General features: G+C 70.1%; 27 protein-coding genes. 12 read left to right on the forward strand and 15 right to left on the reverse strand.

Features of this window, described 5'->3' with window-relative positions; translation table 11 throughout:
* Positions 1-143: 143 nt before the first annotated feature.
* Positions 144-1,265: an AI-2E family transporter gene (locus tag KY572_RS00615; RefSeq protein WP_224240165.1), complete on the reverse strand. Its 1,122-nt coding sequence runs from the start codon at positions 1,263-1,265 to the stop codon at positions 144-146.
* Positions 1,266-1,432: 167 nt separating this feature from the next.
* On the opposite strand from KY572_RS00615, the gene KY572_RS00620 reads away from it, so the two are divergent.
* Positions 1,433-1,609, forward strand: a complete 177-nt coding sequence (locus KY572_RS00620; RefSeq protein ID WP_224240166.1) for a hypothetical protein — start codon at positions 1,433-1,435, stop codon at positions 1,607-1,609.
* Positions 1,610-1,624: 15 nt separating this feature from the next.
* Here KY572_RS00620 and KY572_RS00625 read toward each other — a convergent pair whose 3' ends face one another.
* Together KY572_RS00625 and KY572_RS00630 are read right to left on the reverse strand one after the other, a co-directional pair.
* A complete protein-coding gene (locus KY572_RS00625; protein WP_224240167.1) occupies positions 1,625-2,545 on the reverse strand; it encodes an alpha/beta hydrolase in 921 nt (306 codons plus the stop codon).
* Positions 2,546-2,585: 40 nt separating this feature from the next.
* A complete protein-coding gene (locus tag KY572_RS00630) occupies positions 2,586-3,185 on the reverse strand; it encodes a TetR/AcrR family transcriptional regulator (protein ID WP_224240168.1) in 600 nt (199 codons plus the stop codon).
* 165 nt (positions 3,186-3,350) lie between these two features.
* On the opposite strand from KY572_RS00630, the gene KY572_RS00635 reads away from it, so the two are divergent.
* On the forward strand, positions 3,351-4,145 hold the full coding sequence (locus tag KY572_RS00635) for a response regulator (protein ID WP_224240169.1): 795 nt from the start codon (positions 3,351-3,353) through the stop codon (positions 4,143-4,145).
* On the forward strand, positions 4,142-5,560 hold the full coding sequence (gene kaiC / locus KY572_RS00640; RefSeq protein WP_224240170.1) for a circadian clock protein KaiC: 1,419 nt from the start codon (positions 4,142-4,144) through the stop codon (positions 5,558-5,560). Before KY572_RS00635 ends, kaiC begins: the two co-directional genes overlap by 4 nt.
* A gap of 30 nt (positions 5,561-5,590) precedes the next feature.
* Here the strand turns inward: kaiC and KY572_RS00645 are convergent, their stop codons facing one another.
* The 5 genes from KY572_RS00645 to KY572_RS00665 are packed head-to-tail and all read right to left on the reverse strand — an operon-like array spanning position 5,591 to position 8,921.
* Positions 5,591-6,028: a group II truncated hemoglobin gene (locus tag KY572_RS00645; protein ID WP_224240171.1), complete on the reverse strand. Its 438-nt coding sequence runs from the start codon at positions 6,026-6,028 to the stop codon at positions 5,591-5,593.
* 37 nt (positions 6,029-6,065) lie between these two features.
* Positions 6,066-6,956, reverse strand: coding sequence for a 5'-3' exonuclease (locus KY572_RS00650; RefSeq protein ID WP_224240172.1), 891 nt, complete (start codon positions 6,954-6,956; stop codon positions 6,066-6,068).
* 59 nt (positions 6,957-7,015) lie between these two features.
* Positions 7,016-7,549, reverse strand: coding sequence for a signal peptidase II (gene lspA / locus KY572_RS00655; RefSeq protein ID WP_224240173.1), 534 nt, complete (start codon positions 7,547-7,549; stop codon positions 7,016-7,018).
* A gap of 22 nt (positions 7,550-7,571) precedes the next feature.
* A complete protein-coding gene (locus KY572_RS00660) occupies positions 7,572-8,300 on the reverse strand; it encodes a hypothetical protein (RefSeq protein WP_224240174.1) in 729 nt (242 codons plus the stop codon).
* Between the two features lie 51 nt (positions 8,301-8,351).
* The gene (locus tag KY572_RS00665) at positions 8,352-8,921 is read right to left on the reverse strand and encodes a hypothetical protein (protein ID WP_224240175.1); all 570 of its coding nucleotides are present in this window, start codon (positions 8,919-8,921) and stop codon (positions 8,352-8,354) included.
* A gap of 363 nt (positions 8,922-9,284) precedes the next feature.
* Here KY572_RS00665 and KY572_RS00670 point away from each other — a divergent pair, with 363 nt between their 5' ends.
* The 4 genes from KY572_RS00670 (at position 9,285) to KY572_RS00685 (ending at position 14,378) form a co-directional block, all read left to right on the forward strand.
* On the forward strand, positions 9,285-9,650 hold the full coding sequence (locus KY572_RS00670) for a DUF4398 domain-containing protein (protein ID WP_224240176.1): 366 nt from the start codon (positions 9,285-9,287) through the stop codon (positions 9,648-9,650).
* Between the two features lie 19 nt (positions 9,651-9,669).
* Positions 9,670-10,824 (forward strand): OmpA family protein, encoded by a 1,155-nt coding sequence (locus KY572_RS00675; protein WP_317987783.1) that lies wholly within the window; start codon positions 9,670-9,672, stop codon positions 10,822-10,824.
* A gap of 109 nt (positions 10,825-10,933) precedes the next feature.
* Positions 10,934-11,530, forward strand: a complete 597-nt coding sequence (locus tag KY572_RS00680) for a GNAT family N-acetyltransferase (RefSeq protein ID WP_317987784.1) — start codon at positions 10,934-10,936, stop codon at positions 11,528-11,530.
* Positions 11,531-11,903: 373 nt separating this feature from the next.
* Positions 11,904-14,378 (forward strand): PAS domain S-box protein, encoded by a 2,475-nt coding sequence (locus KY572_RS00685; protein WP_224240178.1) that lies wholly within the window; start codon positions 11,904-11,906, stop codon positions 14,376-14,378.
* A 12-nt stretch (positions 14,379-14,390) separates the two neighbouring features.
* Here KY572_RS00685 and KY572_RS00690 read toward each other — a convergent pair whose 3' ends face one another.
* From KY572_RS00690 to KY572_RS00705, 4 genes are all read right to left on the reverse strand, one after another.
* Positions 14,391-14,885, reverse strand: a complete 495-nt coding sequence (locus tag KY572_RS00690; RefSeq protein ID WP_224240179.1) for an NADAR family protein — start codon at positions 14,883-14,885, stop codon at positions 14,391-14,393.
* 84 nt (positions 14,886-14,969) lie between these two features.
* Positions 14,970-18,188 (reverse strand): type 2 lanthipeptide synthetase LanM family protein, encoded by a 3,219-nt coding sequence (locus tag KY572_RS00695; protein WP_224240180.1) that lies wholly within the window; start codon positions 18,186-18,188, stop codon positions 14,970-14,972.
* A gap of 53 nt (positions 18,189-18,241) precedes the next feature.
* Positions 18,242-18,493 (reverse strand): mersacidin/lichenicidin family type 2 lantibiotic, encoded by a 252-nt coding sequence (locus KY572_RS00700; RefSeq protein WP_224240181.1) that lies wholly within the window; start codon positions 18,491-18,493, stop codon positions 18,242-18,244.
* Between the two features lie 134 nt (positions 18,494-18,627).
* Entirely contained in the window at positions 18,628-18,921 is a 294-nt protein-coding gene (locus KY572_RS00705; RefSeq protein WP_224240182.1) for a mersacidin/lichenicidin family type 2 lantibiotic, read from the reverse strand.
* A gap of 1 nt (position 18,922) precedes the next feature.
* Here KY572_RS00705 and KY572_RS48015 point away from each other — a divergent pair, with 1 nt between their 5' ends.
* A complete protein-coding gene (locus KY572_RS48015; RefSeq protein WP_224240735.1) occupies positions 18,923-19,201 on the forward strand; it encodes a mersacidin/lichenicidin family type 2 lantibiotic in 279 nt (92 codons plus the stop codon).
* A gap of 81 nt (positions 19,202-19,282) precedes the next feature.
* Here the strand turns inward: KY572_RS48015 and KY572_RS00715 are convergent, their stop codons facing one another.
* Together KY572_RS00715 and KY572_RS00720 are read right to left on the reverse strand one after the other, a co-directional pair.
* On the reverse strand, positions 19,283-20,038 hold the full coding sequence (locus KY572_RS00715; RefSeq protein WP_224240183.1) for a DUF1338 domain-containing protein: 756 nt from the start codon (positions 20,036-20,038) through the stop codon (positions 19,283-19,285).
* Between the two features lie 47 nt (positions 20,039-20,085).
* The gene (locus KY572_RS00720) at positions 20,086-20,550 is read right to left on the reverse strand and encodes a macro domain-containing protein (protein ID WP_224240184.1); all 465 of its coding nucleotides are present in this window, start codon (positions 20,548-20,550) and stop codon (positions 20,086-20,088) included.
* Positions 20,551-20,638: 88 nt separating this feature from the next.
* Here KY572_RS00720 and KY572_RS00725 point away from each other — a divergent pair, with 88 nt between their 5' ends.
* A complete protein-coding gene (locus KY572_RS00725; RefSeq protein WP_224240185.1) occupies positions 20,639-21,355 on the forward strand; it encodes an SDR family NAD(P)-dependent oxidoreductase in 717 nt (238 codons plus the stop codon).
* A 12-nt stretch (positions 21,356-21,367) separates the two neighbouring features.
* On the opposite strand, the gene KY572_RS00730 is transcribed toward KY572_RS00725, so the two are convergent.
* Complete coding sequence (locus tag KY572_RS00730; protein ID WP_224240186.1) at positions 21,368-21,865, reverse strand: hypothetical protein; 498 nt, start codon at positions 21,863-21,865, stop codon at positions 21,368-21,370.
* A gap of 59 nt (positions 21,866-21,924) precedes the next feature.
* On the opposite strand from KY572_RS00730, the gene KY572_RS00735 reads away from it, so the two are divergent.
* The 3 genes from KY572_RS00735 to KY572_RS00745 all read left to right on the forward strand — a co-directional run bounded on the left by KY572_RS00735 (position 21,925) and on the right by KY572_RS00745 (position 25,338).
* Positions 21,925-23,334 carry a serine hydrolase domain-containing protein gene (locus KY572_RS00735; protein WP_224240187.1) on the forward strand — a complete coding sequence of 470 codons (1,410 nt, stop codon included), beginning with the start codon at positions 21,925-21,927 and terminating at the stop codon, positions 23,332-23,334.
* Between the two features lie 62 nt (positions 23,335-23,396).
* Positions 23,397-24,416: an SPFH domain-containing protein gene (locus KY572_RS00740; protein WP_224240188.1), complete on the forward strand. Its 1,020-nt coding sequence runs from the start codon at positions 23,397-23,399 to the stop codon at positions 24,414-24,416.
* Positions 24,409-25,338 carry an SPFH domain-containing protein gene (locus tag KY572_RS00745; RefSeq protein ID WP_224240189.1) on the forward strand — a complete coding sequence of 310 codons (930 nt, stop codon included), beginning with the start codon at positions 24,409-24,411 and terminating at the stop codon, positions 25,336-25,338. Before KY572_RS00740 ends, KY572_RS00745 begins: the two co-directional genes overlap by 8 nt.
* Positions 25,339-25,508 lie beyond the last annotated feature (170 nt).

The raw sequence follows: 25,508 nt of genomic DNA on the forward strand, positions 1-25,508 counted from the left end.
GCCCTCTGTCGGGCGCGCCCCGTGCGTACTGGTCTGCTTGTCATACCAGTTGGGGACCGGTCCGCGCCCAGGGCGCCTCCCTGGTCAGGCAGGTGCCTTGGCGCAGGCGGCTCCCGCCAGGGTGCAAGGACTTCTTCGCCCCCTCAGTGGTGCGCGGGCGGGTGGCCCTCCTGGCCGTCAGCCGGCTCTTCCGGTGTTTCCGAGGGCTCCGTGTCGCGCGTCCGCAGCTTCCGCCCCTCGGCCAGGAAGGCCTGCGTCCCTGCCGTCACCGCGGCCAGCAGGGGCACGGCGACGAACGCTCCGGCGATGCTCGCCACCAGGGCCCCCACCGTCACCGCCAGGAGCACCACCGCCGGGTGGAGGGGCAGGACGCGGCCCATGATCATGGGCTGCAGGACGTTGCCCTCGAGCTGTTGCACCGCGAGCACGATGCCCAGGGTGATGAGCGCGGCCTGGGTGCCGACGGTGGCCCACGCCACCAACACCGCCACCGCGCCGGCCAGCACCGCCCCGATGACGGGCACGAAGGCGCCCAGGAAGGTGAGCAGCGCCAGCGGCAGGACCAGCGGGACACCGAGGATGAGAAGTCCGATGCCGACACCGGCCCCGTCCATGAGCGCCACCAGCGCCGTGCCACGCACCCACCCACTCAGTGTCCGCCAGGCCTGACCCGCGGCGGCGCCGGCCAGCGCACGTCGCCGCGGCGACAGCAGGCGGAGGATCGCGCGCGCCATCCCGTGCCCATCACGCACGAAGAAGAAGGTGAGGACGAGCACCAGCAGGCCCCCGGTCACCACCGTCGTGAGTGCCGTCAGCCCGCTGGCCGCGCCCGTGGCCAGGACCTGTGCGTTCTGCCGCCCCCACTGCGTGGCCCGCCGCGCCAGCTCGTCCAGCGAGGCCTCCTGGCCTGGCAGGATGCGAGTGAGGGACAGCGCCAGGTGCTGCGCCCGCTGCGCCAGCATGTCCGCGTGCGCCGAGAGCTCGGCGACCGTCCTCGGGATGATGAAGGCGAGCAGCCCACCGACGAACGCGAGCCCGAGCAGCATGGCGGCCAGCGCCGCCAGCGTGGACGGAATGCGGTGCCGCCCGAGCCAGTCCGCCACGGGCTGGAGCAGGCTGGTCAGCAGCAGCGCGACGAACAGCGACAGGAAGACGAGCGGCAGGCTCCGGACGACGTAACCCACGACATAAAGGAAGGCCGCGATGAGCAGACACTGCCCACAGAAGCGCGCCATTCCTGCCAACGTGGGTTGGGCCCAGTTCACGCTCTCCTCACGCCCCTCGATAGGACTGCGGGGCACTCCCATGTCCCCGCAGTGATACTGGGCACACCCTCTCCGCGATGCAGGCGGTGTCACTGCCAGGGCATCCCCCGCGAACCTCCCTGGGTTGAAGGGAGCGAATGCGGCTGCCTGCACGGGGAGCGAGCGGCATGGCCTCCAGACGCGCGAAGCTTCGGGGAATGGGCGCCGCCCACCCTCGGCCCGACCTGCTGAACCTCGCCGAGCGGATGGAGCAGCTCGACGCGGGCCCTCGAGGTCACGGCGCCGGAGAGGTGCTGCTGCCGACGCGCACGGGGCTGGAGCAGCCCCTGCTCGAGTTCCCCTGAACGCGGCCGCGGCCCTCACACGCGAGGCTGCGAGCGGACGAGTTCCAGCGTCGGCCCCGCCACCCGGGGCCAGGCGTTGCGCGGGCGGCTCTCCGCGATGAAGCCCACCGCCTCGGAGAGGACGGCCGGCGTATAGAGGATGCGGTAGTGCCCCAGCCCCTGGGTGCGCACCAGCGTCGCTCCCGGCCAGGCACGGGCGATGGCCTCGCCCGCCTCCACCCGCACCTCCTCGTCCCGCGCGTCATGGAAGATGCGCACCGGCACCCTCAGCGAGGGCGCGAAGTCCGGCACCACGTAGTCCTCCAGCGGCCCCACGCGCTCCTCGAGCCGCTCCACCATCGCCTCCACCGCGCGCGCGGGCAGCGCCAGCTCCCGCGAGAAGAAGGCCACCGCCTTGCGCGGATCCGTGGGGGGCGCCAGGAAGACGGCCCGCTCCACGGCCATCCCCTCCCGCATCGCCAGGGCGCTGGCCGCCGCCCCGAGCGAGTGCGCCACGATGGCGTGCGGCCCGCCGGTGGCCTGCGCCACGGCCCGGATGACGCGCGCCATCTCCGGCAGCGACGAGTAGCGCCCGGACGAGACACCATGCGCCGGCGCATCGAACGTCACCACCGAGAAGCCCGCCTCCACCAGCGGCGCGACGAACGCCGTGAGCTGTCCGCCATACCCGCTCCAGCCGTGCACCAGCAGCACGCGCGGGCCCTCGCCCCAGCTCCACACGGCCACCTGCTCGCCGCACAAGTCGACGAAGCGCTGCTGCCCCTGCTCGAGCACCGCGCGCGCCGTGCGCGAGGGCGAGGTGCGCCGGGGCGTGCGGAACAGTCCCTCCGCCCAGCGACCTGCCTGGCGTGGCGCCACCGTGCCCAGCACCCGGGCCGTGGCGCGCAGCGCCAGCCGCGTCAATTGTGTCCGAACGTTCGTGCTATTTTTCGCCATGACGAGTCTCCAGGGAGACGACGGGGAAGCAGGGGGAAGCTCAGGCAGAGGGGGCGCGGTACGCGCTCAGCAGGGACTCGAAGGCGCGGCGGGCGCGCTCCTCGGCCTTCGGGTCTCTCATCAGCCGGGCCGCGTGGTGGTAGGCGAGCATGATGCCGTGCAGCTCGGTGGCGAACTGCTCGGGGTCCACGTCCGGGCGGAAGTGGCCCTCGTTGATGGCGGTGCGCGCCGTCTGGGCCACGCAGTCCAGCCAGTCCTTCTCGCTCTGCACCAGCTTGTCGCGAGCGGGGCCCGGCGCATCGTCCAGCTCCGCCGCGGCGGCCACGAAGATGCAGCCGCCCTCCAGCGAGGCGCTGCGAGCCCAGTCCATCCACCGCTCGAAGATGGCGCGCACGCGCGGCTCACCCCGAGGCCGGGCCAGCGCCGGGCGGATGACCACCTGCGTGAAGAGCGCGGTGGCCGCCTCCAGCACCTCCACCTCCAGCGAGGACTTGGAGCGGAAGTGCGCGAAGAGGCCACTCTTGGAGAGCTGCAGCTCCTCCGCCAGCCCACCGATGGTCAGCCCCTGCAGGCCCACGCGGCTGGCCAGGCGCACCGCGCGCTCCAGAATCGCCTGCCGTGTGAGCTCGCCCTTTCGCATCGTGGACCAACAATAGAACGGCCGTGCTTTTTACGCAACCCATCCTCGCCAGCGCTGCTCACCTTGGAGTGGAATGCAGCGAACGGACGCACTCCTGTGTGCCTGCCGTCATGAGGGCGCCTCCGTGCTATTGCCCCATCCGGATACGCGGTATGGGGTCGCCCAGTGGCCACTGATCCGAAAAAGCCCGAGGCCGGAGCGGCCCCTCTCGCTTCCGCCCCCGCTGGCAAGAGCAGCCTCGAAGCCTCGCTCGGGCTGCAGATCCTCTATGTGGAGGATGATCCCGACATCCAGGAGGCGCTCCAGGAGGTGCTGGAGGCGGCCGGCTACCGGGTGACGGTGGCCTCGACGGCGACGGAGGGCCTGGCCTTCCTGCGCTCGCAGAAGTTCCACCTGGTGATCAGCGACTACAACCTGCCGGACCTCAACGGCGGGCGCATGCTCTCGCAGGCGGCCGAGGCGGGCATCCTCAAGTGCGAGTCGCTCATCCTCACCGGCGCCTCGCGGCTGGATGACGTCACCGCCTACCGGGTCATCCGCAAGCCGGTGGACGTGGACAAGCTGCTGGCGAAGCTGAGCGAGATCCTCGCCCCCGTGCGCGACGAGGAGCTCGCCAAGGCCAAGGCGCACCTCGAAGTCACCCTCGACCGACACAGCCAGGTGGACAACCCGAAGCGCATCGCCTTCACGCTCTACATCAGCGAGGCGTCCACCGCCTCGCTCCGAGCCCTCCGCAACCTCCAGAAGCTGCTGGACGGGTATGACGCCTCGCAGATCGACCTGCGCGTCGTGGACCTGTCCAAGGAGCGGCCGGCCTCGTTCGACGAAGACCGCATCACCTTCACGCCCACGCTCGTGAAGCGCAGCCCCGAGCCGCGCGTGTACCTGCTGGGAACCCTGGAGCACATCCAGTCCGTGGCTGACCTGCTCAGCGACGCGAAAGTCGAGCACAAGAAATGAGTCCAGTGGTGAAGGTGCCCACCGGGGTGCCTGGGTTGGATCGAATCACTCACGGAGGGCTGCCCAAGGGACGCACCACCCTCATCACCGGCAAGAGCGGCGCGGCCAAGAGCATCCTCGCGTTGCAGCTGGCGTGTCACTTCGCCCGCTCGGGCCTCAAGACGGTGGTGTTCGCCATCGAGGAGGTGCCCGAGGACCTGATCGACTCGGGAGACAACCTGGGCTTCGGCACGTCGGCGCTGGTGGCCAACGGCTCGCTGAGGTTCGCGGACCTCACGCGCCTGCCGGACGCGGCGACCATCGTCACGGGTGACTACGACATGGGGGGCATGATCCACCGGGTGGAGATGGCGGCCAGGGACTTCGGCGCGCAGGCGCTGGTGCTCGACTCGGCCACCGCGCTGTTCAGCCCTCGCCCGAGCGAGGAGCGGCTGCGCAGCCACTTCTTCCACCTCATCGATGCGTTCCGCAGGCACGGGCTGACGGCGGTGATGACGGCCGAGGCGCCGGATGACTACGGCCCCCGGACGACGCTGGGCGTGGAGGACTTCGTCTGCGACGCGGTGCTCGTGCTGCGCAACCTCATCGACAACGAGCGGCGGCGCCGGACGATCGAGGTCCACAAGTACCGGCGCAGCGCGCACCAGAAGGGCGAGTACCCCTGCACCATCGCCAACAAGGGGCTGATGGTGTTCCCCTTCGGCACGCAGTCCTCCTTCGAGACCTCGGAGCCGAGCCGGTTCTCCAGCGGCTTCGAGGGGCTGGACTCGATGATGAACGGGGGCTGGCTGCGCGACTCGATCACCATGGCCAGGGGCCCGGCCGGCAGCGGCAAGACGACCATGGCGGGCATGTACGCGCGCGCCGGAGCGCTGCGCGGCGAGCGGGTGGCCTACTACGGCTTCGAGGAGACGCGGCCCATGCTGCTGCGCAACTTCGCGAGCATGGGCCTGCCGATGGACGAGCTGGTGAAGCAGGGCAGGCTCCTGCTGGACTGCCGGTACCCGGAGGCGACCAGCCCGGAGGATCTGCTGGTGGAGCTGCGCCGGAGCCTGGAGGACTTCAGGCCCTCGCTCATCGTCCTGGACAGCATCTCCTCGGTGGCGCACTCCACCTCGCCCCGCGGCTTCCGCCAGTTCATGGTGGGGTTCGCCTCGCTGGTGCGCGAGCACAGCCGCAGCGCGCTGCTGACGCAGACCACCAACGACGTGAAGGAGGACGAGCGCACCGCGCCGTTCCTCTCGACGATCGCGGACGCCATCATCGCCCTGGACTACCAGCGGCACGGCAAGAGCCTGGTGCGGACCATCAACGTGACGAAGATGCGCGGCTCGGCGCACTCGGACGACGCCTTCCGCCTGCGCATCCAACCCGGAGGGCTGCGCATCGAGGAGCTGCAGGAGCCCCAGGCCTGAAGGCCCGGCTGAGCCGCGCGTGGAGCGGGCTCAGCCCTCGGTGTTGCGCATGAAGTCGGCGGTCTGGGCGAAGCGCTCCTCGAGGAAGCGCCGCAGGCCGCCGGTGACGCCCCGGGCGTCCATGGCCTTCCGCATGCAGCGCATCCACGCATCGCGCATGGCGATGTCCACGGGCACGTGGCCGTGGCGCATGCGCAGGCGGGGGTGGCCGTGGCGCTCGATGTAGTGCTGGGGCCCGCCGAGCCAGCCGACAAGGAACAGGCCGAAGCGCTCGCGCGTGCCTCGGCTCACCTTGCCGTCCTCCAGCACGTGCAGCCGGGCGAGCGCCGGCTCGGTCGCGTCCATGATGTCGTAGAAGGACTCCACGAGCGCGCGCACCGCCTCCTCGCCTCCGATGCGCTGGAAGGGCGTGTCCTCCAGCGAGGGGAGCCAGTCGTCCGAGGCGGGGGGCTTGAGCTGTGTGGACATAGCGGTGTTCAACCCGAGGTGGGCGGGCGGCATTCTCTCAGATTGCCTGGGCGCCGGCCCATCTCTTGGGGCGGGACTTGAGGGTCGTCACGCCCAGCCTGTCACAGAAGGCCTCGAAGGCGGCACGAGGGACACCGGCCCACTCGAGGTCCTTCAGGGACTCCGTGAGCGGCGCATCCGTCGCGACGGTGGCGAGCTTGCGGTAGAGGAGGGCCTCCTCGCGGTGCTCGCGCAGGGTGGCGGCCAGCTTGTCGGCGCCGCGCGGGCGCACGGTCCACTTGGAGGGGTCCTCGGGGATGGCCTCCAGGTGAGCGTAGGCGGTGAGCAGCGCGGAGGCGCCCTTCTCGCCGAAGCCGGGCAGGCCGGGGATGCCGTCCGCCGTGTCTCCCACGAGCGCGAGCAGGTCCGGGATGCTGGCGGGAGGAACACCGAGCTTGGCGCGAACGGCGTCTTCGTCCAGCTCCTTCTCCTGGCGACGGTCCACCTGGACCACCTTCTTGCCGCGCACGCACTGGCCCAGGTCCTTGTCCGGGGTGAGCAGACGGACCTGCTCCACCTTGCCGGCCCAGCGCGCCGCGGCGGTGGCGAGCGCGTCGTCGGCCTCATGGTCCTTCATGGACCAGACGGTGACGCCGAGGGCGCGCACGGCCTCCTCGACCAGGTCGAACTGCGCATGCAGCTCGGGGGGGACGCCCTCGTCGGACTTGTAGCCGGCGAACAGGTCGTTGCGGAACGAGCGGATGGGGTTGTCGAAGGCGACGGCCAGGTGGGTGACGGCCTCGGCCTTGTCGTGCAGCAGCGCGAGCACCGAGGACATGACGCCCACGGTGGCCTTCACGTCCTGCCCGTCCGGAGCGGAGTGGCCCGGACGAGGCGAGAAGTGGGCGCGGTACAGCTCATAGGTCCCGTCGACGAGGTGCAGGCGCATGGGCGAGGTCTACCACGCGCGCCGCCGCCTGCTCAGCGCTGACTCACGTCAGGACGGCCTCAGGCCGGGGAGCTTCCGGGACCCGCCGTTCCCGGGTGCTCTCCAGGGTCCTTCTCTCTACGCGCGGCCAGCAGCATCAGTCCCACGCCGACCATGATGGCCACATCCGCCACGTTGAAGACGCCCGTGCGCACCGGGCCGATGCCCAGGATGATGAAGTCCACGACGCGCCCGTCGTTCACCACGCGGTCGAACCAGTTGCTCGCTCCACCGCCCACGACGAGCGCCAGCGCCACGACGGAGAGACGCCCGACCCGGCGGCTCGTCAGCAGGTAGACCAGGGTCGCCAGGAGCACCAGCCCCACCACCACCGTGAACAGCCAGAAGCGCACCGGGCGGGGGAAGCTGCCGCCGAGGCTCAGGAACGCGCCGACATTCTCGGCGAAGACGAGCCGCAGGACTCCTCCCAGGAAGGACTGGGCGGGCTCATCGCGCAGTTGCGAGATGGCCAGCTGCTTGGTGGCCTGATCGCACCCCACCGTGCCCGCGAGGACCAGCGACACCAGCATCAGTCGATACCAACGTGGATTCATACCTCGAAGATGCCACAACAGCTCACCTGGGTACTCCTCCATCCCCGTCATTCAAGGGCAGGCTGGTAGGTTGGGGCACGGCCATGAGGCCTCCGTCCAGGTACTCCCACCGGACCCCGGCATCCGCTGGCAACATCGTCAGCCCGGGAATGACTCCAGGCTCCGCTTCCCGTGCCTCACCCACCCCCTCGGGGCGCTCGAGGATGACCACTCCTGGCATATCCACCGGCTCCGTCACGATCCTCACGATTCCACTGTCAGGCGTCTGCAATGCGCTCGGGCCAGGGACGACTCCCGGCTCCGTGATGACGATGACCGTCCCTCCCTCGGGCGTCTTCAGGCGCCAGACGCCATGGTCAGGCTCGGAGCCAATGACACGCCGGAGGATGCGTCCGTCCACGCTGATGGCATACTTCGCGCCCGAATCCATCGCCGGAGCCTGGCGGTGGCAGTAGGCGAGATCTTCCTCGACGTAGACAAAGATGATGTCGCCCTGGCGGGTGAACCGGTACGTGTGCGCTTCCGGCCTGGCCCAACACGGCCGCTCGGAGGCTCCCGCGGGAAAGAGATCCTGCTCGACGATCCTCAGGGCGCGAAGCACTTCGCCATCCAGCTGATACGTCTTCCCCTGCCCCCCCACCGTGACCAGGCCTTGCCCGGTGGAGACCGGGAAGATGATCGACGGGTCATTCTCCACGGGCGTTGGAGACAGCCCAGGGGCGCGGGCACAGCCCGAGAGGGCGATGAACACTGCAAGTATCCACTCTCTCACGGTCATGACGGGCTCGCGAGTGCTCCTGCGCTACCGAGCAAGGGCGATGATCTCCTGTTTCCACTTCCCTCCCAGCCGGGTCCACCTCACCATCGCGCGCGTTGCAGGGATGTACTGATAGAAGCCATCGCAGGTGGGCGCCCCAGGATCCTTCGAGTTCGAGAAGAACGCGACGATGGAAAGCAGAACCTGACCGTGATCCCTGGTCGTGATGACCCATGAGTGAACGCTGGCCATCGCTTCGATGAAGCGCATATCCCGCTCGGAGACTTGTGTCCCAAACGGGTGATTGTGGAGCGCGATGATGTACTTCAGGTCAGCTGACTCGTAACGCGTGTCGTTGACGAAGGCTGGAAGGACACAGCTCTTTCTGCCAGTCACCACATCGTCGGGCGCTGATCGATCCGTCAGCATGCTCAACTCGTACATGTGTGCCGGGGTGTAGTACAGCCAGGCGCAATACTCGGTCGCGGTCCGCCGGGCCAACTCTGGATTGGCGCCTTGAAGGTAGCCCACGACAGCGTTGGGCTTGGAGAGGATCATCGGGCAGGCTGCTTCCAGCGCGTCCGCGTACGAGGGAAACGGGCCGAAGTTCTTCATGGGGCCCGGAATCCGCGCTGCATCCTCCATGGGACCTGGCCGCCAGACTCCTTCAGGGGCTTGTGGCGCTGAGCATCCCAGCCAGAGACAGCTCGCGATCAGAAGAAGCTTACGGACCCACCCCTGAGCTGCCATGGAGAAAGCCTACTACTCACACCTGGAGTGGAACAATTTGAGGGCTGCTTCCGGCTACGCCCCCCCTGGCAACCTCGAGAAGTGCCTCTCCGCACTCTCCAGGTCTCGCCTGGAGAGCAGGCAGCCTCGCGCGAGGCGGATTGCCGGCCTGCCCTCGCGTACACACCTCTGTGCCCGAGGTGGTGGGCGCCCTGCGTGTCCCTCCACCGCAAGGTTCGGAGGTGGACGATGCGGAAGATGATCCTCGCCGCGGCCCTGGCGCTGGTGGCCACCGGGTGCGGCGCGAAGCGAATCACCGCGGATCCGCCCACGGAGCGGCTGGCTGAGTCCCAGACCACCATCCGCGCCGCGGAGCAGGTCGGCGCCGCGCGCGTCCCCGAGGCCGCGACGTACCTGGGCTTCGCCCAGCAGCAGGTGGCGGCGGCACAGCAGCTGATGTCCGAGGGCCGGTACGAAGCCGCCGACCTCCAGCTCCAGCAGGCGGCGGCGGACGCGCAGCTCGCGTTCGCCCTGGCTCGCGCGGTGCCCCTGGAGAACGAGGCGCGGCGGCTGTTGGAGCAGGTGGAGGCGCTGCGCAGCAGCAACCCTCGGTAGGCCAGACAGGAGACGCGCCATGCACCGGTGGAAGCAACGCGTGTGGAGCTGGGCGGGGATCGCCGCCCTGATGACAGGGTGTGTCGTGCATGCCCCGCCGCCCAGGGAGCTCATCGATGCCCGTGCCGCGTACGAGCACGCCTCGACGAACCCCACGGTGCAGCAGGAGAGCTCGCGGGACTTGAAGGAGGCCTGGCAGGCCCTGCTCGAGGCCGAGCGCGAGTACGACCGGGACAACAAGTCGGCCCGCGCGCGCTCGCTGGCGTACGTGGCGCTGCGCAAGGCGCAGATCGCCGAGGCGCACGCGAGCCTCGTGGTGGCCGAGCGGCAGCGGGCCGTGGCCGCCCAGGCGCTGGCCGAGACGCGCGAGGCCCAGCGGCGGCAGGCGATGGCGGAGCTGAACGCGGCGCAGCAGCAGCTCGCCGAGGCCCGGCGCATGAGGGACGAGGCGGCGCGGCTGGCTGAAGCGCGGCGGCTCCAGGCGGAGACAGCCCAGCTCCAGGCCGAGGCCCGCCGCCAGCAGGAGCAGATGGAGCAGCTGTCGCTGCAGGAGCAGCAGCGGCGCGAGGCGGAGGCCCAGGCCCAGCGGCTGGCCGAGGCGCAGGCCCAGGCCGAGGCGGAGCGCCTGGCGCGCGAGGAGGCCGAGCGTCGAGCCGCCGAGCAGCTCGAGGCGGAGCGGCAGGCCCGCGCGGAGGCGGAGCGCCGGGCCAGCGAGGCCCTCGCCGGGCTGGAGCGGGCCGGAGAGGTGGGCGTGCGAGAGGACGCGCGAGGCACGGTGCTGACGCTCTCGGGCAGCGTGCTCTTCGCCTCCGGGCAGGCGGACCTGCTGCCCTCCGCGCGCAACCGGCTCACCGAGGTGGCCCAGGCGCTGAAGCAGGCCGACAACCGGCTCACCATCGAGGGCCACACGGACGCGCAGGGGCCGGACCACTACAACGAGGAGCTCTCGCTGCGGCGGGCGGAGCAGGTGCGTGACTTCCTCATCTCCCAAGGCGTCTCGCCGGACCGCGTCACGGTGCGCGGCCTGGGTGAGTACCGCCCCGTGGCCAGCAACGCCACGGCCGAGGGCCGCGCGAACAACCGCCGCGTGGAGATCGTCCTCCAGCGCACGCCCACGGGCGAGGACGACCGCACGGGAGTCGGCGGCAGCGGCCAGAGGAACGAAGTCCGCTGAGCCCTACCCTCCCGGTAGGAGCCGTGAAGGTGGCACAGGCGGACGAGGGCGCCGCGACGGGAAGAACAGGCCACGTGCCGCTTCCCGCGCTACGCTCCACTCCCTGGCCATGTCGTCCGACCCTACTCCCGTCCTGTTGACCACAGACCGGCTACATCTGGCGATGCTGCCCCCGGATGCCGCCGGGCGCGTGCTCGCCTACCACCAGGTCAACGAGGAGCACCTCGGCCCCGTGTCCCCGGCGCGCCCACCCACCTTCTTCACGCTGATGTACTGGAGGACGCGGCTGGCGCAGGACCGGGAGGACTTCCGGCATGACCTGGGGCTGCGCCTCTTCGTGCTGCCGCGCGAGCAGCCGCTGGTCACCGCGCCGGTGATCGGCACGGTGAGCTTCACCAACATCCGCCGAGGCCCGCTGCAGGCGTGCGAGCTGGGCTACGGGCTGGACTTCCGCCACCAGGGCAAGGGGCTGATGACCGAGGCGCTGCGAACGGCCTGCATCTACGCCTTCAGCGCCATGGGGCTGCACCGCATCCAGGCCAACCACCTGCCGGAGAACCTGCGCAGCGCGGCGGTGCTGCGCCGGCTGGGCTTCGTGGTGGAGGGCTACGCGCGCGACTTCCTGCTCATCAACGGGCAGTGGAGGGACCATGTCCTCACCTCGCTCGTCGCGCCCAGGGAGCCCGCCGAGCCCGTGAAGCCCTGAGCAGGGGCCAGCCCGCTTGACGCCGTGCGTCTCCCCCCCACCGAGCCTACCTGGGAAAGCGGGTCCGGAGGCCCTGCCCGGGAAACCCCAGGGGGTGCCACTCACCCGGCAGGAGGTCCGCCAGGTCGGCGGGCACCCGCCGTCGCGGCACACCGGAATGTTTCTTCCCTGGAGTTTCACTCCGTGTGATCAAAGCGCCAGTGCACTGAAAAAAGGGTACTTGAGCTAAGTTTCGGGCCTACGTCGGGACTCCCCCATGCCTCTCCAACCATCCCAGGCGGATGCTCAGGCGCGAGATTCATCCTCTTCACGCCCGACCTCGTCTGGCCCGGTGATGACAGTCCAGGAGCAGCTGGAGGCCAGCCGACGTCTGTTGCACGCGCTCTCGCAGGTGCACGCCGACTTCATCACCCATGGAGACCACCGGCCCATCTTCGAGCAGCTGCTGGTGCTCATGGTCGAGCTGACGCGCAGCGAGCGCGGCGTCATCGCGGAGGTCCAGCGCAGTCCGGACGGCGCCCCGGCGCTCCAGCTCCACGCCGTCTGCGCCTGGCCCGACGCGCTGGCGGACCTGCGGACCCTGGCCGGCGGCGCGCTCGCCTCGGGTGAGCCCGTGATGCTCCCGGCCCCGGCGCTCCCAGGCGAAGCACTGGACGGGGCGCACCCGCCCGCCTTCCTCGGGATGCCCTTCAAGCTCCAGGGCGACGTGGTGGGGGTGGTGGGCCTGGGCCTGCGGCCCGGGGGCTACGACGCGTTCCACGTCTCGTTCCTGCAGCCCGTCCTCACCACCTGCGGCACCCTGATCCACGCCCGGCGAGAGGCCGAGCGGCGCCATCAGGGCGAGCTGGCGCTCACGGCCCAGCAGGCGCTGATGAAGAAGCTGGCCCTGGTGGCCGCGCGGACGGACAACGCGGTCATCATCACCGACTCCACGGGGCGCACCGAGTGGGTGAACGAGGGCTTCACCCGCATCACCGGCTACACGCTCGAGGAGACCGTGGGGCGCAAGCCGGGCGAGCTCCTGCAGGGACCGGACACGGACCGCAAGAGCATCGTGGCCATGAGCGAGGCCCTGCACCGGGGCGAGGGCATCACCGTCGAGCTGCTCAACTACGGCAAGTCCGGCCGGCCCTACTGGAACCTCATCGAGGTGCAGCCGGTGCACGACGCGGACGGCAAGATCGTCCAGTTCGTGGCCATCGAGAGCGATGTCACCGCGCGCAAGCAGCTCCAGCAGCAGGTGTCCGAGAGCGCCGAGCGGCTCCGGCTGGCGCTGGACAGCGCCGAGGACGGCCTGTGGGACTGGAATGTGCGCACCCACGAGCTCACCGTCAGCCCCCGGTGGCTGCTCATGCTGGGCTATGAGCCCACCCTCAAGACGAGCTTCGAGTTCTGGAGCCAGCACCTCTGCCACCCGGAGGATCTCCCCGAGGCCCACCGACGGCTGACCGAGCACATGGAGGGGCGCACCCCCATGTACGAGTTCGAGCACCGCCTGCGCCACAAGGATGGGAGCTGGGTCTGGGTGCTGGGCCGGGCCAAGGTGGTGGAGCGGGACGAGCAGGGCCGCGCCGTGCGCGTCGTGGGCATCAACTCGGACATCACCTCGCGCCGGCGCGCCCAGGAGCACCTGCAGGCCTTCATCCAGGCCATCCCGGACATGATCCTCCGGGTGCGCGCGGATGGCCTGTGCCTGGGCTTCAAGCCGTCCGCGCTCGAGCCGACGTTCATGTCCCCCGACGCGTTCCTCGGCAGGAACATCTACGAGACGTCCCTGCCGGAGCAGCTGCTGACGCACCTGCGGGCCGCGCTCCAGCGCGTCACCCACGACAGCTCGCTGGAGATCTTCGAGTTCCCCATGGAGATGCCCTTCGGCATCCACCAGTACGAGGCGCGCGTGGTGCCCAGCGGCCCGGACGAGGGCACCTGCATCGTGCGCAACATCACCGCGCGCAAGCTCGTGGAGGAGCAGCGACGCCGCCAGCAGGAGCAGCTGGAGGAGCGGGTGCGCCACGCGACGCGCGAGCTGGAGTCGCGCCAGGCCCAGCTCATCCAGTCCGAGAAGCTGGCCTCGCTCGGGCAGATGGCGGCCAGCATCGCCCACGAGATCAACAACCCGGTGGGCTACGTCTCCAGCAACGTCTCCACGCTGGGCGGCTACATCTCGGTGCTGCGCCGGCTGCTCGAGCTGCACATGCGGATGGAGGAGGCGCTGCCCCCGGAGGCCCGCGAGGCGGTGGCCGAGCTGCTGGAGCAGATCCGCACCGTGCGCGAGCAGGAGCACCTGGACGAGCTGCTGCAGGACATGGACGACCTGCTGTCGGACACGAAGGAGGGCACCGCGCGCATCCGCGAGTTCATCCAGGACCTCAAGACGTTCGTGCGCGAGGAGTCCGGCACCACGCAGCAGGCGGACCTCAACAAGCTGCTGCAGGTGACGCTGCGCATGCTCCGCCACGAGCTGAAGCACAAGGTGCAGGTGCGCCTGGACTTCGGGCCCATGCCGCTGGTGCGCTGCTACCCCACGCAGCTCAACCAGGTGTTCATGAACCTGCTGCTCAACGCGGCGCAGGCCATCGAGCCGCGCGGCGACATCCACATCACCACCCGCCGCGAGGGCAGCGAGGCGGTGGTGTGGATCCGGGACACGGGCCGGGGGATGAGCCAGGAGACGCTGGAGCGGCTGTTCACGCCCTTCTTCACCACCAAGCCCGCGGGCCAGGGCACAGGCCTGGGCCTGTCCATCTGCTACGCCATCATCAGCCGCCACAAGGGCCGCATCCAGGTGGACAGCGAGCTGGGCAAGGGCACCACCTTCCTGGTGCGCCTGCCCCTCAGCGAGGAGTGAGCTCCCCGCGCCTCACTTGTGGCTGGCGAGCAAGTCCTCCCGCAGACGCGTGAGCACCTTGCCCAGCAGGTTCTGCCCTCGCCACTGCGAGGGGTTCTGGATGCGGGGATCCTCCTGGGACAGGCCCACGCCCCAGATTCGATCCGTGGGGCTGGCCTCCACCAGCTCCGTGCCCGCCGTGGCCAGCAGCAGCTCCAGCAGCTCGGGGTTCTGGGTGAACTTGGCGTGGTTGCCCTCGTACACGATGCGCTCGCGCTCACGCTGCCACACGCGCTCGTCGAAGCGGCCCACCTTGCGGCCCAGCGCCTTCTGCGTCTTGGGCGAGCTGGAGGACAGGATGCGCGAGGCCACCTCCATGTCTCCGAACAGCTCCGCCTTGCCGTACATCATGTACTGCTCGGCGCAGGTGAAGCGCTTGCCCTTCACCACGAACTTCGCGGGGTGCCACTGCGAGAAGGGAGACTCCTGCTGCCAGAAGAAGGTGAACCGACGCTGCTCGACAGTCATGGTCCTGCTCCCAGGTTGGTGTAAAAAGCACACCAACGACGGGGACTGTATCCGGACCTGACGGAGGAATGCACCCTGCCCCTCTCAGCGGGGCGCGTCCAGGGAGAGGATGCCAGGCACCTGCTCGGGCGCGGAGAGCCGGAGCAGGCCGTAGCCGATGCCGGCGAGGCCCATGAGCAGTCCGGGGCTCTCGCTGCCTCGGGGCAGCCCGCAGCGCCAGCCTCCCTCGCGGCCCTGGCGGAGGACGACGGCCGCGCGCTGGAGCGCCGCCTGCGTCCAGCCAGGCTCGCCCAGCACCGAGCCCGCCAGGTGCAGCACCTCCAGGTTGCCCACGTCCCCGTGGCACAGGCAGTGGTTGCCGCCGAAGCCTCCGCGCAGCGTCGTCGCGAGCGCCGTCGCCAGCTCCTCGCGCACCCGCGGCCCGTCCAGGTGCCGGAGCGACAGCAACCGCCCGAGCGCGATGCCCGCCGCGCCGTGGCACCACATGGCCATGGAGTGGGTGTCCGTGGTGCCGGGGACGCGCAGGTCCTTCCAGTTCCCCCGCTCCGGGACGAAGAGCGAGCGCTCGTAGGTGAGCCCCTGGAGCGCCAGCTCCCGGTAGCGTGCGTCTCCCGTCGCCTCGGCCAGCTCCAGCAGCGCCCAGCAGATGCCCGCCGCGCCATGGGAGAAGCCGGACAGCGGCACCACGCCCACCTCGCCCTTCCAGCCGACCGCACCCTCCGAGACGGGCACCGCCGTGGCCACGAGCCGCTCCCCACACCGCCGCGCCATCTCCAGCAGACGGGCGTCTGCCGTCCGCCGGTGCAGGCCGATCAACGTCACCGCGAGCCCGGCCGCGCCGCTCAGCAGATCCAGCCGCGCGTCGCTGTCCACGAGCGCCTCCAGCGCGGGCAGCCCGGCCAGCAGCTCCTCCATCAACACGGGCTCGCTCCAGAGCGCGGCCAGGTGGCCGAGCACGTACACGGCGGCGCCGCGTCCGACGAACACCCCCACTCCCGTGCCGCCGCCTCGGCCCGGCTTGCGCCAGTCCTCCCGTATCGGCTCCAGGGTGGCACGCGCGAGCGCCTCGAAGTCGGCGCGCCCCGTCCTCCGCGCCAGGTAGCCGAAGAAGAGGGCCAGCCCTCCCAGCCCCTCGTAGAGGTCCATGCCGATGGGAGACAGGCTCCAGCGCCACTGCTGCAGGTCCTCCAGGTTCAGGCCGATCCAGCACGCATCCGTGCTCCCACGGATGGCCTTGGCCGCGAGGTCCTCGCCGATGGCGACGGCCGCGGCCAGACACTCCTCGGGTGTAGCGGCGGGAAGGAGCGCCTCGTCGTCCGAGGCGGGAGCCACCCGGGCGGAGGTCCGGCCCTTGTCGAGCGACACCATCGCCTTGCGGATGAACGACACCTGCAGGGCGCAGTCGCGCTGCTCCATCCGCTCGAGCCGCTGGAGCACGTCTCCCAGGCTGTCCTGCGCGAAGTAGTCCGGGATGCACTCGCCGGTGCTGCTCCACAGGTGGCGCTGGCCCGGGCGCGCCGTGAAGAAGGGGATGTCTCCCAGGCGCAGGTCCGCGTGCTCGAACGGGAGGAGCCTGCGCAGGGCGGGCAGCTGCGTCACCTCGGCCCACAGGTGATCGAGCACCTTGTCCCGCTCCAGTCCATCGCGGAGGAAGTCCGGATGGTGGCTCTCCTGGAGAAGCATCGCGTAGCGCTGGGTGGCGCGGGCGATGTACCGGACCTCCACGTCCGCGAAGGCGCGCAGCCGGGGCGCCAGGGCCTCGCGCTCGCGCGACAGCAGGGCGTACGTCTCCTCGAAGCCCTGGACGAGCTCCTCGGTGAACTCGGAGGCGTCCGCCGGCGCGTCTCCCAGCATCGGGCGGTTGTTCGAGCCCGCCATCACTCCCTGGCGGCGGACCACCCGCATGGTGTCGCTGCCGGACGCCTCCACCATGGGCACGCGTTGCGGCGTGAGCTGTCCGGCCTCGCCTCCGAGCCCGCTCATGTCGAGCCCGGCCCTGCCCTCGCGCCCGAAGAGGAACAGCGGCAGCATGCCCACGGAGACGATGGACTGATTCAGCAGCCCCCACGCGCGCGAGCGCGCCCGCTCTCCCGCCTCCAAGGGAGCGCGGTGGTGGAAGAGCGCCTCCAGGTCCACCAGCACCGGGAACTCGCCCGAGGCGATCAGGTTCTCCAGGTGGAAGTCCACGGCGGACAGCAGGTGGAGCAGCGCCAGGAAGCTGCCCTGTCTCCAATAGAAGCGCTGGAGCGCCTGGCGCGAGTCACAGCCGGTGGGGCGCACGAACTCGACCCAGCCATAGGTGCCTCGGTCCAGCACGGTGAGCACGCGGTGCGGATGGCGCAGCCCTCGCGGGTTGAGCCAGTCGAGCAGCTGCTGGAAGCGCACGTCCACCGCCAGGGACTTCGGCTTGTAGACGAGCCGCAGCCCCGAGCTGAACCGCAGCAGGAAGACGCCGCGGCCCTGCCGGTGCACATCCGAGATGCCGCCCTGCAGGGCCTCGAGCGTGCCGAGCGCGCCGCCCCCGAGGAACGTCCGCTCCAGCAGCTCGCGATCCGCTGCGAGGTGCCCCAGCAGCTCCAGGCTGGTCTCCCGCCAGCGCTCCAGGGTGGTGACCATCAGCCGGGCCAGCACGGGGTACTCCTCCAGGAGCGCGGCGCGGACGCGCGGCTGCTGGAGCCGGACCGTGGCGAAATCGTGGAACCGCTCCTGCGGGGTGCTCCCCGAGAGCTGGTCCATCATCCGAGCCACATTGAGCTCCAGGATGAGGACACGAGAGGCCAGCTCGTGCAGCCGCACGGCCAGCGCCTCCAGCAGAGTGGCTTCGACACCGGGGCTCGCGAGCGGCACCTCCGAAGGGTGGCGCGCCCTCAGCTCCACCAGGCCCGCTCGCAGCCGCGCCGCCCCGAGCCGAAGGAACGGGTGGAGGATGCCGGAGAACGGCAGCCCCGGCTTGCCAGGGCCCGAGGGCGCGGCGAACACCGCGGGCAGCGGCTCCTCCGAGGCGCCGTCAGAGAGCACCTCCTGGAGGAGCTCCTCCCAGGACTGGTCGGCGGAGCCGTGGGGGTCGGTCTCCGCCTGGGCCAGCACGTGAAGGAAACCCTCCCGGTCGAGCCCGACGCTCCTCAGGCGCTCCTCGAGCGTCCCCTCGTCGACGGACATCACCTGACGCCAGGCGCTCGCGCGGTGCTCGGCCCGCCGGAGCGAGTCCTCGCTTCCTGGAGGTGAGGCCAAGGCCTCCACCGGGGTCCGCTCGTGGAGGAACGTCGCCTTCTTCCAGGGGAATGCGGGTGAGCGCGCGTGCATGCGTGCCTCGTCGATGAGGGGAGAGGTGCTTCAGGAGCGAAGGGAGGAGCCGCTCACATCTCCAGCGGGCGGATGGGACACATGACGATGCCGCACGTGGGCTCGACAGGTCCGGTGCAGCCCGTGTTGCCGCCCATCACGTCCTTGACGCTCCTGCCGCCGATGATGTCGTGCAGCTCCTCCTCGTTGAGCTCGGTCATCGACCGGCCCGACGGGCTGTCGGGGAGCGCGGCCCGCTCCTCGGGAGAGAGGCGGGCACGGAACTCCGGGTCCTTCCAGGCTCGGATGATCAGATCGGTCTTCATCGGTGGCTCCTGTATGAGCCCGCGGTGTGTATGGGGGCGGGCATCCAGAAGGAGTCGCCCACCAGCGATTGTGATGTCGGCCGGACGTGGGCGGCTCTCACGCCCTGGAGAGCGCCCACGCGAACGAGCCAGGCTCAGAACCGCACGACGTCGAACGCCTCGAGGACGACCAGGTCTCGCTGGTTGATGACGAAGTCGCGAGTGGTGGTGGGGAACGTCCTGGTGCCCGTGTACTTCGAGCAGATGCACCCCTCATCGAACTCGTAGAAGGCGGCGCCACCGCCGACGGCCTCCTCCAGCGCGCTCTCCTCCAGCTCGGTGAACGCCGGGCCGGCCGGGCACTCGGGCAGCGCGGCGCGCTCCTCCGAGGTGAGGCTGGCGCGGAACTGCGGGTCCTTCCAGGCGCGGATGATGGTCTCTCGCTTCATGATGCGGCTCCTTGCAGGTGCCCGGGGGTGGGCACCCGGATGGAGTGGCCGCGGGAGAGATGTGACGAGGAAGCTGCCGGTGGCCCGCCAGGACCATCACAACGAGCAATGGCGGCACTCCCTCCGGACCCGGCCCTCGGCCGAGGGGCGCGCGGCGCTGCCTGAGTGCCCCGCCGGCAGGCCGCTCGACGAGTTGGACGAAGCCAGCCTCGCCGACGTCGTGGGCGGCTTCCCCGGGCCGGACCAGCACAGGTGCCGGACTCGTTGCGAACTGGTATGACAAGCATACCAGTCGGCGGCGCTCTGGTCCGACCCGGGCACCTCCCCGGGAGGCAGTGGGGCTCGGGGCGGTGTGAGCCTCTTACTGGATATCGCGCTTCGTCATGTCGAAGAGGGCGCGGGCCTGCGGGCCGAGGAAGCCGTCGAAGCCGGGGGCGCGCTGGGCGATCTCGAAGTAGGCGTAGGGCCACGGGCGCGTGCCGCCACCGTGCAACGTGACGGGGAGCGGCGCCGCGTGCGTGGCCGTCTGCCGCAGGTGTGTCCCCGGTGCGCCCTCGATGTCCGCCTTCATGGGCACGCCGGCCTCGCGCATCCGCCGCTGCCACACCTCCACGTCGTCCACCGCGCCCGTGAAGTGGTTCACCTTGCGGCCGAACGCGAGCAGCCACGCTCCGTACTGAGACTCCTTCTCCAGCTCCAGCAGCGCGGACTCCTGGGGCGGCGGCGGCGCGGAGAACCAGCTGGCCAGCGCCTCGATGGACTCGGGGGGCGGTGGATCCTCGGGCAGCGTGGCCAGCAGCTGCCGGGCCCTGGGCGAGAGCTCCTGGGCCTTCAGCTCGGAGATGAAGACGCGCGGCAGCCCGTCCGGATGGGACATGTAGATGGCGGCCAGGTGCGTGTCCGGGAAGGTGTACTCGCCCGCGCGCCGCCAGCCCAGGCGCTCGAAGACGCGCTCGAACATCGCGATGCCGCTCCCGGGCCGGGCCAGCGTGCGCAGCGCGACGTGGTCATTGCGGAAGGAGCCACCGGACAGCTGCACGAACGTCCGCGCATAGGGCACTTCGGCGGCATAACGGTCCCACAGCAGGTCCAGCAGGCGGGTGGCGGGAGAGCTCATGCCCGCGAGTCATAGTCGGCCTGCGTGCCGGAGACGAGTCGCTCGTCTCACCGGCGGCGGAAGCGCACCACCGTCACGTCGAGCTCCCCCGCTCCGGCCTCCAAGGCAACGCGCATCACCTCGAGCGCCCGCGCCTCGTCGAAGCTGCCACTGCCCGCACCGATGATGGGGAACGCCAGCGAGCGGAACCCGTACTCCCGCGCCTTCGCGAGCGCGTTGGCCACCGAGTCCCGGATGGACCGCTCGGAGGCTCGCCAGAGCATGTTGATGCCCGCCACGTGGATGATGCCCTGATACGGCAGGCGGCCCGCGGAGGTCACGACGGCCGAGCCCAGGGGCATGGGGCCCACGCGGGCCAGCTCACGGAAGGGCTGGAGGCCCGCGCGCCGCTTGATGGCTCCGGACACGCCCTGCGGCAGCAGCAGCCACCAGGGGATGATGTTCCGGTTCCACGCGTTGACGATGGCGTCCACGCGCTGGTCCAGCAGGTCTCCCTCGACGACGCGCACCATCCCTTTCCTCCCAGCTCATCGCTCACTTCCTTATATCCGCTCAACGGGCGCTGGCGCGCGGCTCCACCTCGCGTTACCCCTGCGCGCCATGACGACGACCAAGGTGGCAGCCGTGTTCGGGGTGGGGCCGGGCCTGGGCGCTTCGGTGGCGCGACGCTTCGCGAAGGAAGGCTATGCGGTGGCGCTGCTCGCGCGAGGCGAGGCCGGGCTGCGCGAGGTGCACGGGGACATCACTCGGGACGGCGGCCGGGCGGCGGTGTTCCCCGCGGACGCGGGAGAGGCCAGCTCCATCTCGGCCGCGTTCGCCCGGCTGCGAGCGGAGCTGGGGCCGCCAGAGGTGCTCGTCTACAACGCGGGCGCCTTCCAGATGGGAGGCATCCTGGAGCTCGACCCGGAGGCCTTCGAGTCCGCCTGGCGGGCGAACTGTCTCGGCGGCTTCCTGTGTGCCCGCGAGGTGCTCCCCGCGATGCTCGAGCGCGGTCGCGGCACCCTGCTCTTCACCGGGGCCACCGCCTCTCTGCGAGGGGGTGCCCGCTTCGCGGGGCTGGCCGTGGGCAAGTTCGGGCTGCGAGCGCTCGCGCAGTCCATGGCGCGCGAGTTCGGGCCGCGCGGCATCCACGTGGCCCACGTCGTCATCGACGGGCAGATCGACACCCCGCGCGTGCGCGGAATGATGCCAGGCCGAGACACCTCGACGATGCTCTCGCCGGACGCCATCGCGGAGACCTACTGGCAGCTCCACCAGCAGCACCCCTCCGCGTGGACCCAGGAGCTGGACGTGCGCCCCGCTCCGGAGAAGTTCTAGGTCCCCATCCGCTCACGGCCTGGCCGGGGCGCTCTCTCCGATGCGCACGAGCTCTGGCGGCGCGGGCGGCAGTTCCTCGAGCCGAGGCCCGATGAAGTACTCGGCCGACGGGTGCCACCATGACGTGGACGGAGGCAGGCCGCGCTTGCACCTGGCCCTGTCGGTATGGGTGTCCATGAGGCGCATCGGCCCCTGAGGCGGGACGACGAGCAGCCAGCAGAAGGTCGCCACATCCGGTACGTGCCGGAAGACGAGCGTCTCATCCGGAGCCACCATCAGGGTGCCCCGAGAATCGGAGCCCTCGAGGGGGAGTGGCACCGGGCCGTCTGGTGACATCCCGATGGGGACGATGCGCAGGGACTGGTCGGTCACGTTCCGGACGGAAGCACTCCTCGCCAGATTGCCGGCGACCCGGGAGAAGTTCCAGACCATCACGGCCCCCAGCAGGAGGAGGCCCACGGTGACGGCAGCCCAGCGGCGCCTGTCGGACAGGGGAGGAGCGGTGTCCATGGAGGTTCGGCTATCTTCTCACCTTCCCGGATCCCCGCGATTCCCTCAGGAGCTCTTGCGTGCATCTCCCCTCTCACCTCGTCGCGAAGTTCGCGGTCCTCCTGCTGCTGGGGCTCGCCGTCTCCCGCCCCGCCGCCGCCCAGGGCCCCGTCCGAGCGCGGATCGACACGTTCGTGCGCGAGGAGATGGCGCGCCAGAAGGTGCCCGGCGTCGCCATTGGCATCGTCAAGCAGGGCAAGGTGTTCCTGGCCAAGGGCTATGGCTTCGCCAACCTCGAGCACAAGGTCCCCGTCCTCCCGGAGACCATCTTCCAGTCCGGCTCCATCGGCAAGCAGTTCACCGCCGCGGCCGTGATGCTCCAGGTGGAGGCCGGCAAGCTGGCGCTGTCCGATCCCCTGACGAAGTTCTTTCCCGATGCTCCCGCCTCCTGGCAGGGCATCACCGTGCGCCACCTGCTCACGCACACCTCGGGCATCCCGGATCTCGAAGGCACGCTCGACTACCGCAAGGACTACACCGATGAGGAGCTGGCGCGCTTCTGCTACGCGCTGCCGCTCGACTTCCCTCCCGGCTCGCGCTGGAGCTACAGCAACAGCGGCTACGTGCTGCTGGGCATCATCGTCAACCGAACCGCGGGCGTCTTCTACGGGCAGGTCCTCGCCCAGCAGGTCTTCAAGCCCGCGGGCATGACGACGGCGAGGATGATCAGCGAGGCGGACATCGTCCCGCACCGCGCGGCCGGCTACCGCCTGGACAAGGGCGAGGTGAAGAACCAGGAGTGGGTCTCGCCGTCGCTCAACTCCACGGGGGACGGCTCGCTCTACTTCTCCCTGCGGGACATGATCGCCTGGGATGCCGCCGTCCAGGCCCGCGCCGTGCTCACCCCGGCGAGCTGGCAGGAGATCCTCACCCCGGTGCGGCTCAACAGCGGGGCCACCTATCCATACGGCTTCGGGTGGATGCTCGACGAGCGCGGCGGCAAGCCGCTGCACCAGCACGGAGGCGCCTGGCAGGGCTTCACGACCCACTACGCCCGCTTCCTCGGGGACTCGCTCTCCATCATCGTGCTGACCAACTCCAGCGACGCGAACCCCGGCCGCTTCACCGACGGCATCGCCGCGCTCCTCAACCCCGCGCTGGGCCTTCTGGCCCTCAAGCCGATCCCGGACGCGGAGCCCCAGGTCACCACGAAGCTCGCGACGTTTCTCGAGCAGGCCCGGGCCGGGACGCTCACCGCCGCCAACTTCGCCTACATGCGTGGAGGGTTCACCCCGGAGCGTGCGAAGGCATATCAGGAGCATCTGCAAACCCTGGGGCCCGCCGGACCGCTGGTGCTGCTCGAGCGCGCCACGATGGGGGATGACCGGGTCTACAAGTACAAGGTGCCGTTCGGCGCCAAGAGCTTCCTCTTGACCATCGGGCTCACACCGGACGATCGGGTGACGATCTTCCGGCTGCGCGAGCAGTGAGCCCATCCCATAAGGGTGGACACGAACTGCCTGCCCGGCGGGCGTTCCATTAGAGTCACCCCATGGACCCTTTCGACACCTTCCTCCTCGAAGTCCTCGGCGGCGTGCCGCTAGGCGTGCTCGCCTACCTGCTCCTGCGCTGCGTGGTGGGCGGCCTGTTCACCGTGGACCAGAACGAGCGCGCCGTGAAGGTGCGCCTGGGCCGCGCCGAGCGTCTGGCGGAGGGGCTCACCAACCGCACCGGGCCGCTGTCCGAGGGCCTCGCGCGCACGGACGAGGACCGCTACGTCTACCCGCAGCTGCTCGTCATCCGCCCCGGTGGCCCCTACTTCAAGTGGCCCTGGGAGCAGGTGCGCAAGGTGTCGGTGGCCACGCAGACGCTCAACATGGCCTATGACCCGGACAACCCGGAGGCCAACCAGAACGGCACCGTCATCGAGGCCGTCACCAAGGATCAGCTCAACACCGGGCTGACCGGCCAGCTGCGCTACCGCGTCTCCGAGAACAACCTCTACGCCTTCCTCTTCGGCGTGAAGCAGCCCATCTCGCACGTCATGGGCTTCTTCGTCTCCGTGCTGCGCCAGCGCATCGCCAACTTCGAGGCGCCCCCCGCCCCGCCGGACCCCTCCGTCTCCCGCATCGAGGCGAGCATCGTGTCGGGCGTCTCCATCAATGACCTGCGCAAGAACCTGAGGGACCTCAACGAGCACATGGACCACGAGTGCAAGGGCAGCGAGTCCCGCTACGGCGTAGTGCTCGAGGCCTCGCTCATCACCGGCATCGATCCACCGGAGGAGGTGGAGAGCGCCCTGGCCGCCATCAACACGGCGCACAACCACGTCTCCAGCGACATCAGCCTGGCCCAGGCCTCCGCGGACCAGAAGATCGTCCAGAGCCGGCGCGCGGTGGAGATCGAGACGCTCCGGGCCCAGGCCGAGGTGGAGCCGCTCCTGGCCCTGTCCAACCAGTTGTCACTGCTCAAGCGCAGCGGCCCGGGCGTGCTCCAGGCCTACCTGCGCAACATCCGCCTGGGGCTGTACCAGAAGGCGCAGTCGGTGTTCATGGGGGTGAAGCATGATTAGCACCCTGATCGGCGCGGCCATCGGCTTCATCGGGATGGCCGTGGCGCTGCCCATCTTCTTCGGGCTGCTGCGGCTGTTCGGCTTCTACACCATCGTGCAGGAGCGCTCGTGCCACGTGTACGTGCTCTTCGGCTCGGTGGTGCTCACGCTGGACGAGCCCGGGCTCCACCTGCTGTGGCCCAAGCTCGGCTGGAAGGGGCTCTTCATCCGCCTGCTGGGCACCTGCCACGTGGTGGATCTGCGGCTGGATCAGCAGTACCTGCGCAGCCAGGCGGTGAACTCCGAGGAGGGCGCGCCCATGGGCATCGGCATCTGGTACGAGATGTACGTCTCGGACCCCAAGCGCTTCCTCTTCGAGAACGCGGACCCGCGCGGCAGCCTGGCGGCCAACGTGAGCAACGCGGTGGTGCGCTGCCTGTCCAACATGAAGCTGGCCGCCATGCTGGAGACGCGGCACGAGATGAGCCGCGCGGTGCGCGCCGAGGTGAGCCCCAAGAGCCACGAGTGGGGCTACAAGCTGGGCAGCGTGTACGTGCGCAAGGTGCACTTCCGCGACGCGCAGATGATTCGCCAGATCGAGGAGAAGGTCGTCAACCGGCTGCGCCAGGTGACCAGCGCCATCCGCCAGGACGGCGCCAACCAGGTCAGCATCATCACCAGCACCGCCGAGCGACAAAGCGCGGTGGAGTTCGCCCGCGCCGCGGCGCTGCGGCCGCAGATCGTCGGCGCGGCGCTCCAGAAGATTGGCGAGGACCCCGAGGTGCTGCAGGGGACGTTCGAGCTGCTGGAGACCCAGCGGCTGCTGGAGAGCGGGGCGCTGCTCACGCTGGTGCCGGACGGGGCCCGCGTCGAGCTGCTGAACCAGCTGCCCGCGCAGACTCCGGAGCCCGAGCGCCGCCGCAAGGGCGATCGGGAGCGGTGAGGGCTCGCCATGCCCGCGACGGCTGACGCTCGGGTTGTGGCGCATGAACCACTCACCCGAGCGAGTCCACCCATGAAACAGTTCGTCATCCTCGCTGCTCTTCCTCGAGGCCCGAGACTTCCCCCAGGCGGTGGAGGTGGCGCGGGCGCACCCGGCCCTCCGCTACGGCT

The organism is Hyalangium gracile, from assembly GCF_020103725.1.
In the GTDB taxonomy this organism is placed as follows: domain Bacteria; phylum Myxococcota; class Myxococcia; order Myxococcales; family Myxococcaceae; genus Hyalangium; species Hyalangium gracile.

Excerpts from the sequence above, each read along its gene's own strand:
- KY572_RS00730 (WP_224240186.1), bottom strand. The coding sequence starts at position 21,865 with ATGGACACCGCTCCTCCCCTGTCCGACAGGCGCCGCTGGGCTGCCGTC.
- KY572_RS00650 (WP_224240172.1), bottom strand. The coding sequence starts at position 6,956 with ATGCGCCTGCACCTCGTCGACGGGACCTATGAGCTGTACCGCGCCCAC.
- KY572_RS00720 (WP_224240184.1), bottom strand. The coding sequence starts at position 20,550 with ATGGTGCGCGTCGTCGAGGGAGACCTGCTGGACCAGCGCGTGGACGCC.
- KY572_RS00665 (WP_224240175.1), bottom strand. The coding sequence starts at position 8,921 with ATGAAGAACTTCGGCCCGTTTCCCTCGTACGCGGACGCGCTGGAAGCA.
- KY572_RS00695 (WP_224240180.1), bottom strand. The coding sequence starts at position 18,188 with ATGCACGCGCGCTCACCCGCATTCCCCTGGAAGAAGGCGACGTTCCTC.
- KY572_RS00625 (WP_224240167.1), bottom strand. The coding sequence starts at position 2,545 with ATGGCGAAAAATAGCACGAACGTTCGGACACAATTGACGCGGCTGGCG.
- KY572_RS00745 (WP_224240189.1), top strand. The coding sequence starts at position 24,409 with ATGATTAGCACCCTGATCGGCGCGGCCATCGGCTTCATCGGGATGGCC.
- kaiC (WP_224240170.1), top strand. The coding sequence starts at position 4,142 with ATGAGTCCAGTGGTGAAGGTGCCCACCGGGGTGCCTGGGTTGGATCGA.
- KY572_RS00680 (WP_317987784.1), top strand. The coding sequence starts at position 10,934 with ATGTCGTCCGACCCTACTCCCGTCCTGTTGACCACAGACCGGCTACAT.
- KY572_RS00700 (WP_224240181.1), bottom strand. The coding sequence starts at position 18,493 with ATGAAGACCGATCTGATCATCCGAGCCTGGAAGGACCCGGAGTTCCGT.
- lspA (WP_224240173.1), bottom strand. The coding sequence starts at position 7,549 with ATGAATCCACGTTGGTATCGACTGATGCTGGTGTCGCTGGTCCTCGCG.
- KY572_RS48015 (WP_224240735.1), top strand. The coding sequence starts at position 18,923 with ATGCGGCTCCTTGCAGGTGCCCGGGGGTGGGCACCCGGATGGAGTGGC.
- KY572_RS00740 (WP_224240188.1), top strand. The coding sequence starts at position 23,397 with ATGGACCCTTTCGACACCTTCCTCCTCGAAGTCCTCGGCGGCGTGCCG.
- KY572_RS00715 (WP_224240183.1), bottom strand. The coding sequence starts at position 20,038 with ATGAGCTCTCCCGCCACCCGCCTGCTGGACCTGCTGTGGGACCGTTAT.
- KY572_RS00630 (WP_224240168.1), bottom strand. The coding sequence starts at position 3,185 with ATGCGAAAGGGCGAGCTCACACGGCAGGCGATTCTGGAGCGCGCGGTG.
- KY572_RS00620 (WP_224240166.1), top strand. The coding sequence starts at position 1,433 with ATGGCCTCCAGACGCGCGAAGCTTCGGGGAATGGGCGCCGCCCACCCT.
- KY572_RS00670 (WP_224240176.1), top strand. The coding sequence starts at position 9,285 with ATGCGGAAGATGATCCTCGCCGCGGCCCTGGCGCTGGTGGCCACCGGG.
- KY572_RS00725 (WP_224240185.1), top strand. The coding sequence starts at position 20,639 with ATGACGACGACCAAGGTGGCAGCCGTGTTCGGGGTGGGGCCGGGCCTG.
- KY572_RS00675 (WP_317987783.1), top strand. The coding sequence starts at position 9,670 with ATGCACCGGTGGAAGCAACGCGTGTGGAGCTGGGCGGGGATCGCCGCC.
- KY572_RS00705 (WP_224240182.1), bottom strand. The coding sequence starts at position 18,921 with ATGAAGCGAGAGACCATCATCCGCGCCTGGAAGGACCCGCAGTTCCGC.
- KY572_RS00645 (WP_224240171.1), bottom strand. The coding sequence starts at position 6,028 with ATGTCCACACAGCTCAAGCCCCCCGCCTCGGACGACTGGCTCCCCTCG.
- KY572_RS00690 (WP_224240179.1), bottom strand. The coding sequence starts at position 14,885 with ATGACTGTCGAGCAGCGTCGGTTCACCTTCTTCTGGCAGCAGGAGTCT.